Here is a 15,969-nt window from a genome sequence, read left to right as displayed (position 1 = left end):
CGACGGGTCGGGAGTGGCGTGGAGCGCAACGACCGCGGGTTCCGGGGCCGCGTGCCCAAGTACCTCGCGATCTACCGGGTGCTGGCGGAGCGCGTCGAGGCCGGGCACTACGAGCCCGGGACGCCGCTGCCCGCGCAGCGGGAGCTGGTCGAGGAGTTCGACGTCTCGCTCATGACGGTCCGGCAGGCGCTCCAGGCCCTGGAGGCGGACGGCCTGCTGGAGACCCGGCACGGCGTGGGCACGTTCGTGCGGCGGCCGTCGTTCTCCTACGGGCTCACCGGTCTGCGCAGCCTGTCCCAGGAGCTGGTGGAGCAGGGCATCGAGCTGTCGACGGAAGTGCTGGGCGCCTCGGTCGTCCACGCGCCCGCCGACGTGGCCGGTCGGCTGGGCCTGCCCGCCGACGCGCCCGTGCTGGCCGTGGAACGGCTGCGCGGCACGTCCACCGGCCCGCTGGTGCTCCAGACCTCGTACCTGCCGGAGGCCGTCGGCGCGCGGATCGACGTGGACGCGCTGGGCGACCGGTCGCTGTACCGGCTGCTGGAGGAGCTGGGCACGCCCGTGCGGCGGGCCAGCGAAACCATCCGGGCGGTGGCGCTGACCGACGCCGAGGCCGCGTCGCTGGACCGCTCCCCCGGCTCACCCGCCCTGTTGAGCTGCCGGCTCAGCCGGGGTGACGACGACGTGCCGCTGGTCGACGACCGGGCGCTGCTGGTGGGCGACGACACCGTGATCACCGCGGAGCGCGCGGTGACGGGAACCGATTTCTCCTACGGGCACGTGACGCGCGGTCCCGAGCGGTAACGTGCCCCCGACACGGGGACACGACGTACGGCTCACCGCGACGGCGGCTGCCGCGGGAGGAGCGCGTGGTGCGCTGGATCGGGAAGCTCGTCGCCCAGTGGATGGCCGCCGGGTACCTGTCGTTGCCGGCGGTGTACCTGTGGGTGTCGCGGAACGACCCCGACCGGTTGGTGGCGAACGACTTCCTGCTGATCAACGCGTGCGTCGCGCCGGTGGCGGCGGTGTGGGTCGTGCTGCGGCACCGGCGGGTCCGGCTCGGGCCCTGGTGGGCGGCGGCGCGCGTGGTCGTGCTGCTGGCGCTGTCGGGCGCGGTGACGTGGTACGCGATGGACCCGATGCACCTCGGCGTCCACGAGGTGGACCCGTTCCGGATCTCCGCCGTGCTGGCGTTCCTGTGGGTGTGGATCATCGGGTCGCGGCTGCTCGACCGGGCCCTGGGCGCGCCCGGGGGGTCGCGGCGCGGTGGCGGGGTGGTCTGGCGGGGCGAAGCCGTCCGGCCGGAGCGCGGCGAGGTCTGGTCCGCCCTGGTGCCGTTCGAGGAGGGGTCGTACGACGAGGACGGGCAGCGGGCGAAGGACCGACCGTGCGTGGTGGTCAGCACGTTCGCCCGGCACGCGTACGTCCTCAAGGTCACCAGCGTGGACCAGGGCGACCGGCCCGGTTACCTGGCACTGCCCGCCGGCTGGCACCCGTGGTCGGACAAGGCGAGCTGGATCAAGCTCGAACCGCTGGTCAAGGTGTCCTACCTGGACTTCCGGCAGCACGTGTGCGACGCGCCCGACCGGGCGTGGGCCGCGATCGAGCAGCGGTACCCGCCGGGCGCCACGGCCCAGCGGCACACGCCGAGCGTGAAGCGGCGCGCGGCGCGGCAGACCTCTCCCCGTCCCCGCCGGGGCGCCCGCACCTGATCCCGGCGCGGCGGGCGGGCGGCCTGCCCGTCCGGTCCCGTCACGCCTGCCCGACCGCGACCAGCCACGTCCGCAGCGCCGAGGCGCGGGTGAACTCCCGCACGTGCAGGCCCGCCCGCAGCCAGGCGACCGGGAACTCCTCCCCCGCGTCGCGCACCACCCGGCCGAACGCGTCGCGCTCGCGGTCGCGGGAGGCGGCGGCCAGGTCGGCGAGGAGGTCCGCGGTCGCGGTCAGCCCCGTGGCGCGCAGGGCGGCGACCTCGCGGCGCGCGGAGGCCGCGGCGGCCACCGCTCGGCCGCCGAGGGTGATGCGGTGCAGGACGTTCTCCAGCGGGCGCAGCGGTGCGGGGACGCGGTCCACCGGGTCCGGGCGCGCCGGCAGGTCCGGGGCGGCCCCGCCGGCGACGTGCGAGCGCTGGAGGCGATCCAGGCCGAGGTCGACGTGGTGGGCCAGGTCGTCGGGCAGGGCCAGGTCGCCCGACGCGGCGAGGGCGGTGACGGTGCCCGGGCGGTCGGGAAGCAGGCGTGCCACGACCCGGAGCCGCAGGCCGGGCGCGCCGGCCAGGACGGCGAGGTTCTCGCGGACCAGGGCCGTGTGGCCGACCAGGTCCAGGTCGCCGTGCGGCGTGGCGAAGCGCAGCGCGGGACCGGCCGCGCCCAGCACCACGCCCTCCGGGAAGATCAGGTCGGCGCCCGCCGGGCGGTGGGTGTCCGGGACGGTGTGCGCGTGGAAGGCGCGGTGCACCTGGTCGGGCAGCGGTTCGGCCCAGTGGCGGGCGAGCGGGTCGTCGGTCCACGGGGTGGGTTTCGCGGCCACCGCGCGCACCGCCTTGCCCGCGCCGAGCCGGTGGTCGGGTGACGCGGTGCCGCCGGACAGGAGCAACCCGGCGCGGCCCAGCGCGCGGTGGGTCAGGCCGGACTCGCCGACCGCCACCGGACCGCTCGCGGCGGCGGCCACCCGTTCCACGCCGCCGGGGGTGACGGCGGGGACGGTCCAGAGCCGGCCCGAGTCGTCGACGAGGTGCGTGACGACGCCGCCGTAGCCGGAGGTGCTGACGACCGGTTCCGTGCACAGGCCGTGCAGGCGGAGGGCGCCGATCGACCGGTACTCGCGCCGGGCGGTGCCGCGCAGCAGGGCGGGATCGCCGATGCCGGTGCGCAGGTCGTGGCACAGGAGCATCAGGTCGACGAGTTCGGCGGTGAGCGCTTCGCGGTCGAACGACGAGTCGCCGGTGCGGGCGGCGGTCAGCGCGGCGGCGACGCGCAGGCCGGCCGACGCGGCCCGGTGCAGGCCGGCGACCCGCGCGGTGTGGACGGCGCGCAGCAGACCGGCGCGGACCACCGCCCCGCTGCCGGAAGCGCCGGCGCGGAGGACGGCCGAGCACCCCTCCCACACCGCTCCGGCCGCCGCCCGCTGCTCCTCGGTGACGGGCACCAGGTCGGCGTCGGAGTCGGCGGAGGTGGAGTCGGCGGTGGGGACGGCGGTGGGGACGGTCGCGGCCGACACCGACGGGTCGGTCGGGTCGGCCTGACCGGCCGGGTCGGTCGGGGCGCCGATCTCGGCGGCGGCGACCGCGATGCCCCGGTGCAGGCACTTCGGCGCCAGCAGGCAGGTGCAGGACAGGTCGTCCGCCGCCGCCAGCACGCCCGCGCGCAGGGTCCAGGTGAGCGTGGTCTCGGCGTCGAGTTCCGCGCGCGCCGCGTCGCCCTCCGCCGTGACCGCCCACGACGCCGCCCGGTCCAGGGCGGCGTCCACGCGCTTGCGCAGGCGCGGCGGGAGGGCGTCGAGCACGTCCGCCACCACGGCGGGGGCCACCGGGGGCACGGTCACGAGCGCACCTTCTCCCCCACCCAGCGAGCCAGCTCCTGCGGGCTCAGCGCGGCGATCGGCATGCCAGCCGCGACCAGGGTCCCGGCCACGGACGTCGAGTAGCGCGCCTTGCCCGTGTCGTCCAGGCTCGCGCACCCCAGCACGGTCACGCCCGACGTGACCAGTTCCCGCACCTGCGCGACGAGCGCCCCCACCGGGCCGCCCTCCTCGAAGTCGCTGACCAGCACCACCATCGTCCTCTCCGGCACGGTCACCAGGGACCGGGCGTGCCGCAGCGCGCCCGCGATGTGCGTGCCGCCGCCGACGCGCACCTCCAGCAGCAGCGACAACGGGTCGGCCACCCGGTCGGTCAGGTCGACGACCTCGGTGGAGAACGCCAGGAAGTGCGTGGTCAGGGCGGGCACCCCGGCGAACACCGCCGCGGTGAGCGCCGACCACACCGTGGACGCCTCCATCGAGCCCGACACGTCGACCACCAGCACCAGCCGCCAGTCGCTCGACCGGCGGCCGCGCGTGCGGAACACCGGGCGCTCCGGCACGACCACCACCCGGCCCCGGTCGTCGCGCCGCGCGGTGGCCAGGTTGGCGCGCACCGTGCGCGGCAGGTCGAGCTTGCCGCCGGGCCGCCGGGTCGGCACGGGCAATTGGATGCCGGTCAAGGCGGGCCGCACCCGGTTCGCCAGCTGCGCGGTCAGTTCGCGCACGAGCCGCGCCACCAGCGGCCGCAACCTGGCCAGCGACTGCTCGGACAACCCGCCGGCCAGCGACAGGACGTTGCGCAGCAGCTCGACGGAGGGCCGCACCGACGTCGGGTCGATCTCCAGCGCGGCCTCCAGCCGCCCTCCCTCGGCCGCCGCAGCCAGCACCTCTTCGCGGACCCCCTCGCCGAACAGCTCGGCCAGCTCCTCGGACCACTCCCGCACGTCGGGGAACGGGGACGACAGGTCGGCCCCGAGCCCGCCGGCCCTCGCGCCCTCACCGCGCTCCGCCCCGTACAGCTCGTCCAGGGCCGCCGCGTACCGGACCGCGCCCGCCGGCCGGTCACCCCGCGCCCCGAGCACCAGCCGCCAGCGCACGCCCGCGACCAGTTCCCGCTCGGCGTCCGCCGGGGACACCGGCACAGCGGGTGGCGCGGGCTCCTCGGAGCCCGGGTGGACGGCCGGTCGGGGCAGGTCGTGGGCGCCCAGGTCGTGGGCGCCCAGGTCGTGGGCGCGCAGGACGTCGACGGCGGCGCGTTCGGCCGCCAGCCACACCGCCAGCAGTTCGGGGTCCGGGACGCCGGCGGCGTCGACCCGGTCGCCCGTCCGCTCCTCGACCGCGGCGAGCACCCGGGCCCTGGCGGCCGGGCCGATCGAGGTGAACGCACCGCGCAGGGCGGGCAGTCGGTCCAGGAAGTCCCGGTCCGCCAACGCCTCGACCCGCTCCAGCAGCGGGTCGAGGGCTTCGGGCGTCTCCAGCAGCGGGCCGGCCGCCGCCAGCACGCCGGTCAGCGCCAGCTTCAGCGCACCGCGCCGCTCGGGCGTGCCCGCACCGTCCACCCAGGACGCCACGCGCTCGCCCAGCGCCGACGCCGGCAGCAGTCCCGAGAGGACCCGTGCCGCGCCGGCCGCGCCCGCGATCAGCGGGGCGCCCTCGTCGGCCAACCGCCGCAGGCAGGCCGCCAGCCGCACCCCGGCGCCGTGCGCGTCGTGCCGCCGGGCCAGTTCCACCAGCGCCCGCGCGTCGGCCACGTCCGTCGACCCGGCCAGGCCGTCCAGCTGCGCGACCGCCGCCGTCTCCAGCTCCGCCGCCAGCAGGGGGTGCGCGTCCAGCACCGACCCCGGGGTGCCGGGCAGGTGCCCGGAGCGCAGGCGGTCCAGCAGGTCCGACGCCGCCAGCAGCTCCGGCAGCGTCCCGGCGGACGGCAGCACCGACGCCGCGTCGCCCAGCAGGTCGTGCACGACCTCGGGCAGCCCGCACCGGGCCGCGTCGACCAGGTCGGCCAGCACGTCGGCCGGCGTGTGCCCGCCGCGTTCCGCCCGCCGCGCCCGACGCGCCCGCAGACGTCCCAGGGCGGCCATCGGCAGCGTCGCGCCCCACAGGCCCGCCACCGGCAGGGTCGCCGCCGTCGCCGGGGTCCAGGCGACCGTCCACCGGGTGCTCAGGGCGTCACCGCCGCCCACGCCGGTGGTGGCCGTCTCCTCGCCGTACGCCACGCCCAGCACGGCCAGCCGCCGCAGCGCCACCTCGCGCCGGGCGTCCAGCGCCGACCGCAGCGGGTCCAGCCGCAAGGTCGCCGGTTCGCGCGAACCCGGGCCGGGCAGGCGCAGGTCCGCCACCAGGTCCTCCACGGTTGGGGCCAGGCCGGACCTCGGCGTGCCCGGCGCGAGCACGCCGGTGCGGTGGCCGACCAGCACGTCCCCCGCCGCGCGGGCCACCACGCGCCCCCGGCCCAGGGGTTCGGCGTGGGTCAGCACGGTCTGCACCGCCTCCACGACCTCGCCGCGGCCGGGCGCGGGCAGGCCACGCAGGCGGGCCAGGTCCCCGGCCACGCGCAGCGCTTCCCGCGCCTCGCCGGGACCGGCCGGGTGGCCCAGTTCCCGGACGCGGACGCAGATCCGCACGATCGCCGACGCGGCGGCGGCCTCGATCGCGGCCGGGTCGCCCGCCGCCTCCAGCACGGCCTGCTGCCACTCGGGGTCGCGGATGCCCGCCGGGTAGCCGGACCGCTCGTCCAGCAGGGCGAACCCGTACGGCACGAGCGAGGTGACCACGTCCGACCTCGGCGGCGTCTCCTCAGCCGGGGCGCCGGACAGCAGCGCCGCCGCGTGGAAGGAGCCGATCACCGCCGCGCACGGCCGGTCGCCCACCTCGGCCACGACCCGCCGCATCCACGCCTCCCTGCGCAGGTCGAACGGGTCGACGTCACCCGCGTCCGCGCGCAGCGCCCAGCCGACGTACAGCGCGGCCCGCCGCACGGCCTCGGGTTCCTGGCCCGGTGCGGCGACCTCGACCAGCCGGTCCCACAGGTCGTCGCCGTCCCGGCCGGTCACGGCGCGGCGCAGCGCGTCGGTCAACGGCGCCGCGCCGCGCCCGCCCGTCCCGTGGCCGGGGCCGCGCAGCGCCAGCGGCAGGTCGCACGCGCGCACCTCCACGCCGTGCCGGAACGCCCACCTGATCGCCGCCAGCTCGGGCGAGAAGTCGGCGAACGGGTAGAACGCGGGCGCGCCGCCGTCCCGGTGCGCGCCGGACAGCGCGACCGGCGCGACGAGGTCGGGCGCGGCCAGGTGCGGCAGCCACTCCCCCAGTTCGGCGGGCAGCTCGACGAGCAGCACCTCCGGCTCGCACGCCTCCAGCAGGGCGGGCACCACCGCCGCCAGCGCGGGCGAGTGGTGCCGCACCCCGATCAGGTGGGGCGTGCGGTGGCCGACCAACGACTCCAGCGCGGACCGGTCAGGCGTCGAGGACATCGCGCAGTTCCCACAGCCGCCGCCACGTGCGGGCGCCCGTCTCGGCCCTCCGCCGCACCGCGCCGTCCCAGTAGCCCAGCAGCCGGGCCGCGTCACCGGGGTCGTCCTTGCGGACCACGCCCAGCAGGTGCCCGGGCAGCAGGGACAGCGGGTCGCGGTCGCCGGGGAAGTACGCGTCGGCCAGGCCGAGCGAGGTGGCCACGGACACCGCCTCGGCCGTGCTCATCACGGTGGACGGCCGCTCGACCGCCCACCCCTCCTGCGACACCCCGTTGCGCAGGTCCCGGAACGCGGTGACCAGCACCTCCAGCACGACGTCGTCCACCGTGAACGGTGCGCCGACGCGGTGCAGCGCCGCACCGGCCTGCCGCCGCACCAGGTCGGTCTCCGCCGCCAGGTCGCCGATCGGCCCGACTGCCTCGAAGTTGAACCGCCGCTTCAGCGCCGCCGACATCTCCGACACGCCCCGGTCGCGCAGGTTCGCCGTGGCGATCACGGTGAAGCCGGGCGCGGCGTGCACGGTCGCGCCGTCCGTGCCGGACAGCTCGGGCACGGCGATGCGCCGGTCGGACAGGATCGACACCAGCGCGTCCTGCACCTCGGGCAGGCAGCGGGTGACCTCCTCGACCCGCACCACGCCGCCGCCGCGCATGGCGGTGAGCACCGGCGACGGCACCAGGGCGCGCGGTGACGGTCCCTCGGCCAGCAGCAGCGCGTAGTTCCAGCCGTAGCGCAGCTGGTCCTCGGTGGTGCCCGCGGTGCCCTGCACGACGAGCTGGCTGCTGCCGCACACGGCCGCCGCCAGCAGCTCGGAGAGCATCGACTTGGCCGTGCCGGGCTCGCCGACGAGCAGCAGGCCGCGCTCGCCCGCGAGCGTGACCACGGCGCGTTCCACCAGGGCCCGCTCGCCGACGAACTTCCGGCTGATCACCAGCCGCTGCGGCAGGCCGGCGACCTTCTTCGGCAGCGCCAGGGCATCGCCGCTGCCCATGACGAAGGTGACGACGGCGCGCGGGGTGAGCCGCCAGCCCGGTGGGCGGGGGCCGTCATCGTGGGCGGCGAGGAAGGCCAGCTCCTCGCGGTGCGCGTCCTCGGCGGGCTCGACCTGCCTCGGGGCAGCGGTGGTCACCTGCGTCCTCCGGTCTTCAGTTCCTCGTAGGCGGGGGCGTCGCCGTCGAGCACCCGGCGCCAGGCGCGGGTGAACAGGTCGGCGACCGGTTCGAGGGGCACGACGACCCAGGTCGGGCGGGTGGTGAAGCCGAACATCGGGGCCTTCCACGACTCGACCGGCAGGTGCGGCGCGCCGAGCGCGAGCCACCCGCCGGGCAGGAACAGCGACCGGCCGGCGCGGGCCCGCTTGGCGGTCAGCACCAGGTCGGTCGCGCCCAGCTCGGCGCGGGCCTTCTTCAGCCGGGCGGGCTTCCACCCGGTCCACCGCGCCACGTTCGCGTCGGTCGGGTCGGGCAGCGCCAGCAGTTGGAGGTAGAGCGCGGCGGCGTCCTCGGACAGCGCGAACCGCTCCGCGACCTCGCCGACCAGGTGCGGCACGGACACCGTCGGGTCCTGGAAGTACGCGGCCGGGTCGACGCCCTCGGGCGCGGTCACGGCGCACGCGGCGGTCACCGCGTCGTCGTGCAGCAGGCGGAGCTGGTCGAGGACGGAGGTGGAGCCGGTGGTCGTCAGCACGGCGGCCAGCTGCTCGCCGTCGCCGACGGCGAGCAGGCCGGGGCGCAGGCCGAGGCGGCAGTAGTGGTCGTTGACCCCGCACACCTCCAGCCACGGCCGGTGCCGCACGACCTCGCCCGGCGCGGGCTTGTCGATGCCGAGCAGCGCGGTCAGGTCGTCGGCCGAGGTGTAGTGGCCGATCTGCACGGCGAAGCCGGGGTCCTCGGTGCGGTCGCGGGCCAGTTCCAGCGCCCGGGGCAGCGCCGAGCGCAGCGGCGAGCCGGCCGGCAGGCGGTGCGCCAGGAACAGCAGCACCTGCGCGACCACGTTCAGGTGGTGCCCGCCGAACCCGCCCCGGCGGTGCGCCTGCAGGGAGTTGTCCTTCCAGCGGATGTCCGCGTCACGGGTCAGCCAGTCGGTCCGCTCGGGGTCGATGACGCCGGCGATGTGCTCGGCCGCGCCGCCGGTGGCGAGCAGCTTCACCGCGTCGGCCAGCACGTCGTCCGGCACAGGCGTGCGCAGGCCGTGCTCGGCGACCCACCGGGCGGCGACGGCGTCGACGTCCGGGCCGCGTTCCCACAGGTCGGCCGGGTCGGCGGGCACGGCGGCGGCGAGCAGTTCGAGCCGGAGGTTGCGGTCCGACCGCCGCAGCCGGTCCTTGCCCGCCTTGGCGCCCGCCGGGGACAGGCCGACCAGGCGCCGCTGTTCGGTGGTCAGCAGGGTGTTGCCGTACCGGGCGACGTTGGGCATGCCGGCCAGCAGCACGGTCGCCTCGGCCGTGCTCAGGCCGGTGCGCTCGACGAGCGCGCCCACCGCGTCGGCCGACCACGGCGCCGGACCGCGTTCGGCGAGCAGGTCCGCGAACCGCCCGATCCGCTCCGCGCCGAACCCGTGGTCGACCACCGCCGAGGACAGGAGCCGCCAGTCCTCGGGCAGCGCGAAGTTCCCGCTCGGGCTGTACTGGAGGCCGCCGTAGCGGTTGCCGTCGGAGGACCAGTTGACCTCGGACAGGGCGGTGAAGCCGTCGCCGACGGGCACGAGCCGGTGGTGCGGCGACTCGTGCTTGCCGGGCACCTGCACCGCGACCACGCGCCAGCGGCCGGGCGCGTCGGCCAGGCCGGAGCCGGCGACCCAGCGCAGCACCTGCACCAGCGGTCCGCGCTCGTCGTCCGGGGTGAGCGGGGAAGCCGCCCGGTAGGCCAGCGCGGGGAGGTGCGGCAGCGCCTTGAACCAGGACTCCCCGTCGATGGCGGGCAGCGCCCGCCGGGCGCGCGGCGGATCGGCGGCGGCGGCGGCCAGCGCGGCCAGCACCTCGGGCAGCGGGGTCGGCGTCCGGTTGTCGGAGTTGCGCCAGTGCTCGCCGATCCAGTCCAGCGCGGTGAGCAGCGCGGTCTCGGTGACCGCGGGCCCGGTCGGCGCGAAGGTCGACTCGACCGCGCGGGCGGCCTCGGCGACCTCGGCGTAGCGGCGGTAGGAACGCCGGACCTCGGCCGCGCGGCGGACCACGTCGCACACGCCGACGACGAGGGCCGGGTCGGTGAGGCCGGGCAGCGCGTCGGTGATGGTCCGGGTGTACTCGTCGTGCTCACCGCGGCGCAGCGCGGCCAGCCGGTCGAGGGCGGCGACCGGCTTGGTGGCGTCGGCGGCGGCCATCATCGCCTCCACGGCCTCGCGGGTGACGGCGCGCAGCGCGGCCGACCCCGCCTCGTCGCGCGGGCGCAGGGCGTGCCACCAGTCCCTGGGCGGCACGAACGGCGTGCCCATCGCGTACGGCGGTCGCTGGGCGAGCGCGGACACCGTGCCCCACACGGTCCCGTCACCGTCCTCGAACGACACGGAGTCGCCCCGGCCGGTCAGCGCGACCTCCGAGCCCGGGAGCCGCAGCAGTCCGACGGGTTCGCGCTTCGCCAGCCGCACGCGGCGGCCGTCGACGCCCTCGCCGGTCCACGAGCCGTCCGCCTCGTGGCGCACGCGCCAGCCGTGCAGGCCGTCGGCGAAGCCCAGCGGGCTGTGCTCGGTGCCGGGCGCGGCGGGGCGCAGGTCGCAGCGGGACAGGTCGACGCGCGCGCCGTCCTCGGCGAAGTCCTCCAGGAACCGGGGCCTGCTCGCGCGGCCCATCGCGCCGGTCGCCGGGTCCACCTCGCGCCAGCGCAGCTCGCCGTCGTGGTCGGTGGTCCACACGGTCGTGCCGTCGCCGTGCGCGTCGCGCGCCTGCGGCGGCGACGTGTCACCGGGGTGCACGACCCGGGAGCCGCTGAACCGGCCGCCGCCGGGCAGCGCGATCGACGGGTGGGGCACGTCGGGCCGCCAGCCGTACCGGTCCTTCCCCGTCACCGCGAAGATCCGCTCGGGGGCGTCGCTCCAGTAGCCCAGCTCGCCCTCCTCGGCGTGCCAGGTGACCAGCAGGACGCCGTCGAACCAGGAGGCGTTCGCGCCGCGCCAGGTCGGCCTCCGGTCGGCCGGGATGCGCGAGACGTGCTCGGCCAGGACGCCGTCCGGGCCGACGACGACGAACCGGTCGCCGCGGGAGAGGACCAGCGCCGGCCAGCCCTCGCCGGCGATGGCGATCGGCTCGTCCTTCACCCCGCCGTCGAGGAGCCGGGCCACCGCCTCCTCCAGGGCGGGCCAGCCCAGCTCGTCGAACAGGCCCGCGCGCAGCGTGCGGTGCAGCGCGGCGGCCACGTCGGTGCGGGCCACGGCCTCGGCCGCCCCGGGCACGTCGACGTACGCCTCGGGCACCTGCAACGGGGCCAGCTCGTCGAGGTGCCGGTACAGGTCGGGCAGCCCGGCGGCGGTCACGTCGGCGGCGCGCGCGGTGAGCCAGTCCCGCAGGGCGGTGCGCAGGCCCGGCACGGCGAGGGCGTCCAGCAGGACGTCCCGGTTGACGGTGACGGACCGGGCGTGCGCGCGCAGGTGGGCGGCGAGGCCCCGGCCCAGGCCCGGGCCGAAGCGCTCGGAACCGGCGAGCGCGACCAGGTCGCGGCGGCCGGGTTCCTCGTCCTTCACCCAGCCGCCCACGTCCAGCTGCTGCCCGCCGCGCTCGACGTCGGCGATCGGGACACCGCGCTCCACCAGCAGGTCGAGCAGGTCCAGCTCGCCCTGCCGCCAGTTCCGCAGCACCCGCACCGGCACGCCGTCGGCGACCAGCCGGTCCGCCATGCGCGCGGCCAGGTCCAGCAGGGTCGTCGAGCGGTGCACGCCGCGCCAGCCCGACGTGCGCACCTTGACCACGCCCGACAGCCACTCGGCCGGGTTCGCGCCGCTCGTCGGCGCGACCAGCTCCCCGGTCGCGCCGCAGCCCTCCAGGACGTCGAACCACGTGTCGAGCGCGGCGGTCGAGTCCGGCACGAACTCCAGCAGCCGCGCCCGCACGTCCGGCTCGCGCAGCGCCAGCGCGACCAGGGAGTCGCGGTAGGACTTCCAGAACCCGGCGCCCGCGCTGCCGATCGCGGTGCTGTCCAGCACGGCGCGCAGCAGGCGCTCGTCCTCCTCCCGCAGCACGCGCTTCGCCGCCTTGGCCAACCGGCGCAGGTCCTCGGGCATACCGGTGTAGGGCGGCAGGCCGCCGCGGGTGCGCTCCACGCACAGCGTGAAGAACAGCTCGTAGGCCGCGTGGGCGTCGTGCTTGCGGGCCAGGCCCTTGGCGTGCGCAGACAGCGCCTTCGCGGTGAGCGCGCCGGCGAAGGCGAACTCCAGGAACACCTCGCGGGTGCGCTCCGGGTCGACGGCGAGGTCGTGCACCTCCTCCGCCTCGCGGGCCTTGCCGAACATGCTCGCCGCGTAGGTGGTGTTGCCGTGCTGGAGGAAGATCCGCCCGGCCTGCTCGTAGAACGTGGGCAGGAAGTGGGGCGCGGACCGGCCGAGCATGTCGCCGAGCGCGGTGAAGCCGTCCTTCGCGGCGCCGGCGCGGGACTTCGCGGTGCGCGCCAGGCGTTCGACGTCCTTGACGAGGTTGAGCGCGTGGTGGGCGTTGGCGGGGTCGTTGACCAGGGCCCACGCGGGGAAGCCGAGGGCGCTGCGGCGGCCGGTGCCGACGTCGGCGGTGCGCACGGGCGCGTCGAACCCGAGGTACTCGCAGGTGAGGTCCTCGACCTCGCCGAGCACGGCGGGCACGAGCCGCACCACGACGCGGTCGTCGAGGGCCGGGTGGGTGTAGTGGCGGGCGGTGACGGTGTCCCGGTCCTCGCCCTGGGCGACCGCGCCGGGCAGGACGGCTCCGGCGGCGATGAGCTGCTTCTCGTTCACGCGGGCACCGCTTCCTCGACGACGCGCCCGGCGTGGATCGCCGAGGCCATGCGCATCCCCTCGGACCACGCGACGGGTCCGACGTCGGTGAGGGCCAGCGCGGTTCCGTCCTCCAGCGCCCAGCGCAGCTCGCCGGTCCACGTCTCGCCCTCGGGGTAGTCCGAGCCGAGCCAGTAGCGGGCCTCCACGACCCGCCCGTCCTCGAAGGCGGAGTACACCGCGGAGCCGCCGCGCACCGGGTAGCCGAGCGTGCGGCACCGGCCCAGCGCGTGGTTGAGCTGCTCGAACTTCCCGCCCGAGAAGTCGTCCACGGAGGACTTGCCGGTCAGGGAGGCGGGCTCGGGCCGCTCGAAGGTCTGCCGGAACAGCTGCTGCACCTTCTGCTCCACGCCCAGTTCCGCGCCGAACTCGCGCAGCTCCTCCAGGTCGTCCAGCAGCACGGGGTGCGGCACGTGCACCACGTCGGCGGCGACGCGCGCGGTCTCGCCGTCGAGGGTGACCACGCCGAGCCCGCGCTCCGGGTCGGCGTCGCGCAGGAACCCGGTCTCGTCGCCCGCGGTGACCACCAGGTCGCGCAGCACCGCGGCCCACGCCGCGTCCGCCCACGCCTCGGCGACCAGGGCGACGGGCACCGGCAGCGAGCGCGTCATCCAGCCGTCCACAGCGGCCAGGCACTCGGCCTCGTGACGGGTCAGCCACTCGGCGAGTTGGCGCAACCGCACGACCTGCGCGTCGTCCTTCAGCGAAGCGGGTACGGAGGAGAGCAGCTTGCCCTTGCCGTTGCGGCACTGGACGCGCCCGTTCTCCCCGAGCCGCACCTGGTACCCGGATGCGGCGTCCAGCCAGCCCACGGTTCCTCCTGCGAATCGATGTGCGACGGTGATGGCGGGGAGGCTAGCCACGGGGTCCGACAAGAAGATCGGGTCGGGTGGTTCGCAACCGGGCCGTGACCGCCGGCCGGGTGGTGGTCGCCGACCGCGACCGCCGCGTCGCCGACCGCAGTTCTGCGGCCGGCGAGCCCACTACCTCAAGATTTGCCCAAATTCACTACTCTTGTGACGCGCATCTCCCTAGCCTTTTGGCATGAGACTGCTGCTGTGGACCGCACTCACGTGCGCCCTGGCGGTCGAGGGGGCCATGTTCCTGCCGCTGCTGGCCGGACTGGTGATCGTCGGCTGCGCCGCCGAGAGGCCGACCCGCCACCGCGGGCCGCGTCACGCACGCCGGTGACCCCCGCCGGTCCCGTCTCCGGCCGCCGCCGGGGTGAGGACCGCACCGCGCTCGCCGACGTGCGCACCGCCGCCGACAGGTCGGCCGACGCGCGCCGCACCGCGTTCGGTATCCATCGCTTGCGTCGAGCGGGTCGTCCCCGTCGACCGTGACGGTCCTGCCGGGGCACGGGTCCGAAAACTTGCAGCCGGCGCTGCGTCGATCAGCGGTTCCACCCCGCGCGGCGCTCCACGACGATCTGATCCCCCGTCACGAAGCCCCGGAGGTCCCGATGCCGACCGCCCCGTCACCCGCTTGGCGCGCGCTGCTCGTCGCCACGACCGCCGCGGCGGCCCTCGTCGCCGCACCCGCCTCCGCCTCGGCGGTCACGTGCAGCGCCAAGGCCAACGCGACCCAGTCCGGAGCCACGATCGTCGGCCGTGGCTACACCGTGTGCCGCGGCGTGTCCGGCGGCGAACCGGTCACCATCTACGACGACGAGGTCGCGGTCCAGCGCCTCGACCCGAACACCGGCGTCTGGCACGTGCTCGCGACCGGCGTGGGCACCGCCACGTACCCCTGCGCCGGCACCGTGACCAACACCTTCCGCGCGGTGACGCCCGAGCGCACGTCACTTCCGGTCACGGCCTCCTGCGGTTAGTCACGCACGACGGAGCGTCGGGTCCGGCAACTCGCGCACGTCGACCACTCGAAGCGGCGCGCAGCCGGCCCGCACCTCCGCCGGACCGCGGTGACGGCGGCCCGGCGGTACCTCGGGAAGCGCCCCGCCTGGTACGGCGGGGCCTCACCACCCGGCTGGGGGTGTCGCGTGGCGGTCTTGGTGCTGGGTCGGCCGGTGGTGGCGGCCGGAGGGGTGTCGCGCCGGCCGGCGCGGCGGATGGTGCGGGTGCTGCTCGGCGTGCTCGCGGTCCGGGCGAACCGGGCGCTGCCGCTGGAGTGGCTCATCGACGCGCTGTGGCCGGGCAGGCCGCCCGTGTCGGCCGCCGCCAACGTGCGCACGCACCTGGCGGAGCTGCGCCGCCTGCTCCGGGCAGGCGGACCCGACCAGCCCGGGATCGTCACCTCGCACGACGGGTACGCCCTGGTCGCCCCGCCCGACGGGGTGGACGTGACGCTGTTCCAGCGGCTCGTGCGCGAAGGTCGGGAGCTGCGCGGGCACGGCGCGCAGCACGCGGCCGCGGGGCGCCTGGCGGAGGCGGTGGCGCTGTGGCGGGGACCGGTGATGCACGGGGTGCCGGTGCCGGAGGCCGTGCGGCCCGACGTGGCGGTGCTGGACGAGCAGCGGCTGGACGCGATCGAGGACCTGGTCGGGCTGCGGCTCGCGCTCGGGTCGCACGACGAGCTGGTGCCCGCGCTGGCCGGCCTGGTGGTCGAGCACCCGCTGCGGGAGCGGCTGTGGCACCACCTGGTCGGCGCGCTCGCCGCCTCGGGCCGCCGCACGGAGGCGCTGGCGGCCTACCAGCGGCTGGTGCGGGTGCTCGACGCGGAACTGGGCGTGGCGCCCAGCGCGGCGACGCGCGAGCTGTACGAGGCGGTCCGGCGCGGCGACGCCGGCGCGTGGCCGAGCGGGTGACACCCGCGGTCCTTGTGTGCGGGCACGTGTGCGGCGCGTTCCTACACTCCGGCTCCCCTGAGGAGAGGAGCGCTCATGACCACGGCCGTGTTGCTCGACGCCGAGGAGATGGTGGCCCGCTGGCGGGCCGGCCTGGACGACCTGGACAACCCGGCGGGGCCCCTGTTCGCCAACGGCGAGTTCGCCGAGGGCGACATCGTGGCGTGCAACCCGCCCGGCAGCCGGTGCTCGGCCTGCACCGCGTCCCGCCCGGGACTGTGCTGCTGA

At 76.7% G+C, this 15,969-nt stretch carries 11 protein-coding genes; 6 read left to right on the top strand and 5 right to left on the bottom strand.

Annotated features, from left to right (window positions below):
- Positions 1-18: 18 nt before the first annotated feature.
- Both J2S66_RS07820 and J2S66_RS07815 read left to right on the top strand, forming a co-directional pair.
- Positions 19-801 (top strand): GntR family transcriptional regulator, encoded by a 783-nt coding sequence (locus J2S66_RS07820; RefSeq protein WP_310305647.1) that lies wholly within the window; start codon positions 19-21, stop codon positions 799-801.
- 68 nt (positions 802-869) lie between these two features.
- Positions 870-1,709, top strand: a complete 840-nt coding sequence (locus J2S66_RS07815) for a type II toxin-antitoxin system PemK/MazF family toxin (protein WP_310305646.1) — start codon at positions 870-872, stop codon at positions 1,707-1,709.
- Between the two features lie 40 nt (positions 1,710-1,749).
- On the opposite strand, the gene J2S66_RS07810 is transcribed toward J2S66_RS07815, so the two are convergent.
- Genes J2S66_RS07810 through J2S66_RS07790 form a run of 5 tightly spaced genes read right to left on the bottom strand, consistent with a single transcriptional unit; the run spans position 1,750 to position 13,750 of the window.
- Positions 1,750-3,540, bottom strand: coding sequence for a hypothetical protein (locus tag J2S66_RS07810; protein ID WP_310305644.1), 1,791 nt, complete (start codon positions 3,538-3,540; stop codon positions 1,750-1,752).
- Entirely contained in the window at positions 3,537-6,989 is a 3,453-nt protein-coding gene (locus J2S66_RS07805) for a DUF5682 family protein (protein WP_310305642.1), read from the bottom strand. The genes J2S66_RS07810 and J2S66_RS07805 overlap by 4 nt, the downstream gene beginning before the upstream one ends.
- A complete protein-coding gene (locus J2S66_RS07800; RefSeq protein ID WP_310305640.1) occupies positions 6,973-8,118 on the bottom strand; it encodes an ATP-binding protein in 1,146 nt (381 codons plus the stop codon). Before J2S66_RS07800 ends, J2S66_RS07805 begins: the two co-directional genes overlap by 17 nt.
- On the bottom strand, positions 8,115-12,899 hold the full coding sequence (locus tag J2S66_RS07795; RefSeq protein ID WP_310305637.1) for a hypothetical protein: 4,785 nt from the start codon (positions 12,897-12,899) through the stop codon (positions 8,115-8,117). The genes J2S66_RS07800 and J2S66_RS07795 overlap by 4 nt, the downstream gene beginning before the upstream one ends.
- Positions 12,896-13,750 carry a DUF4132 domain-containing protein gene (locus J2S66_RS07790; RefSeq protein ID WP_310305635.1) on the bottom strand — a complete coding sequence of 285 codons (855 nt, stop codon included), beginning with the start codon at positions 13,748-13,750 and terminating at the stop codon, positions 12,896-12,898. The genes J2S66_RS07795 and J2S66_RS07790 overlap by 4 nt, the downstream gene beginning before the upstream one ends.
- Positions 13,751-13,982: 232 nt before the next feature.
- Here J2S66_RS07790 and J2S66_RS07785 point away from each other — a divergent pair, with 232 nt between their 5' ends.
- The 4 genes from J2S66_RS07785 to J2S66_RS07770 all read left to right on the top strand — a co-directional run bounded on the left by J2S66_RS07785 (position 13,983) and on the right by J2S66_RS07770 (position 15,969).
- Complete coding sequence (locus J2S66_RS07785) at positions 13,983-14,129, top strand: hypothetical protein (RefSeq protein WP_310305633.1); 147 nt, start codon at positions 13,983-13,985, stop codon at positions 14,127-14,129.
- Positions 14,130-14,400: 271 nt separating this feature from the next.
- Positions 14,401-14,769: a hypothetical protein gene (locus tag J2S66_RS07780; RefSeq protein ID WP_310305630.1), complete on the top strand. Its 369-nt coding sequence runs from the start codon at positions 14,401-14,403 to the stop codon at positions 14,767-14,769.
- Between the two features lie 168 nt (positions 14,770-14,937).
- Positions 14,938-15,702: an AfsR/SARP family transcriptional regulator gene (locus tag J2S66_RS07775; protein ID WP_310305627.1), complete on the top strand. Its 765-nt coding sequence runs from the start codon at positions 14,938-14,940 to the stop codon at positions 15,700-15,702.
- Positions 15,703-15,777: 75 nt separating this feature from the next.
- Positions 15,778-15,969, top strand: a complete 192-nt coding sequence (locus tag J2S66_RS07770) for a DUF6229 family protein (protein ID WP_310305624.1) — start codon at positions 15,778-15,780, stop codon at positions 15,967-15,969.

Origin of the sequence: Saccharothrix longispora, from assembly GCF_031455225.1 — a bacterium.
GTDB lineage: Bacteria > Actinomycetota > Actinomycetes > Mycobacteriales > Pseudonocardiaceae > Actinosynnema > Actinosynnema longispora.
The sequence above is the reverse complement of the archived record's forward strand: the minus strand, read 5'-3'. Positions and strand labels throughout refer to the sequence as shown.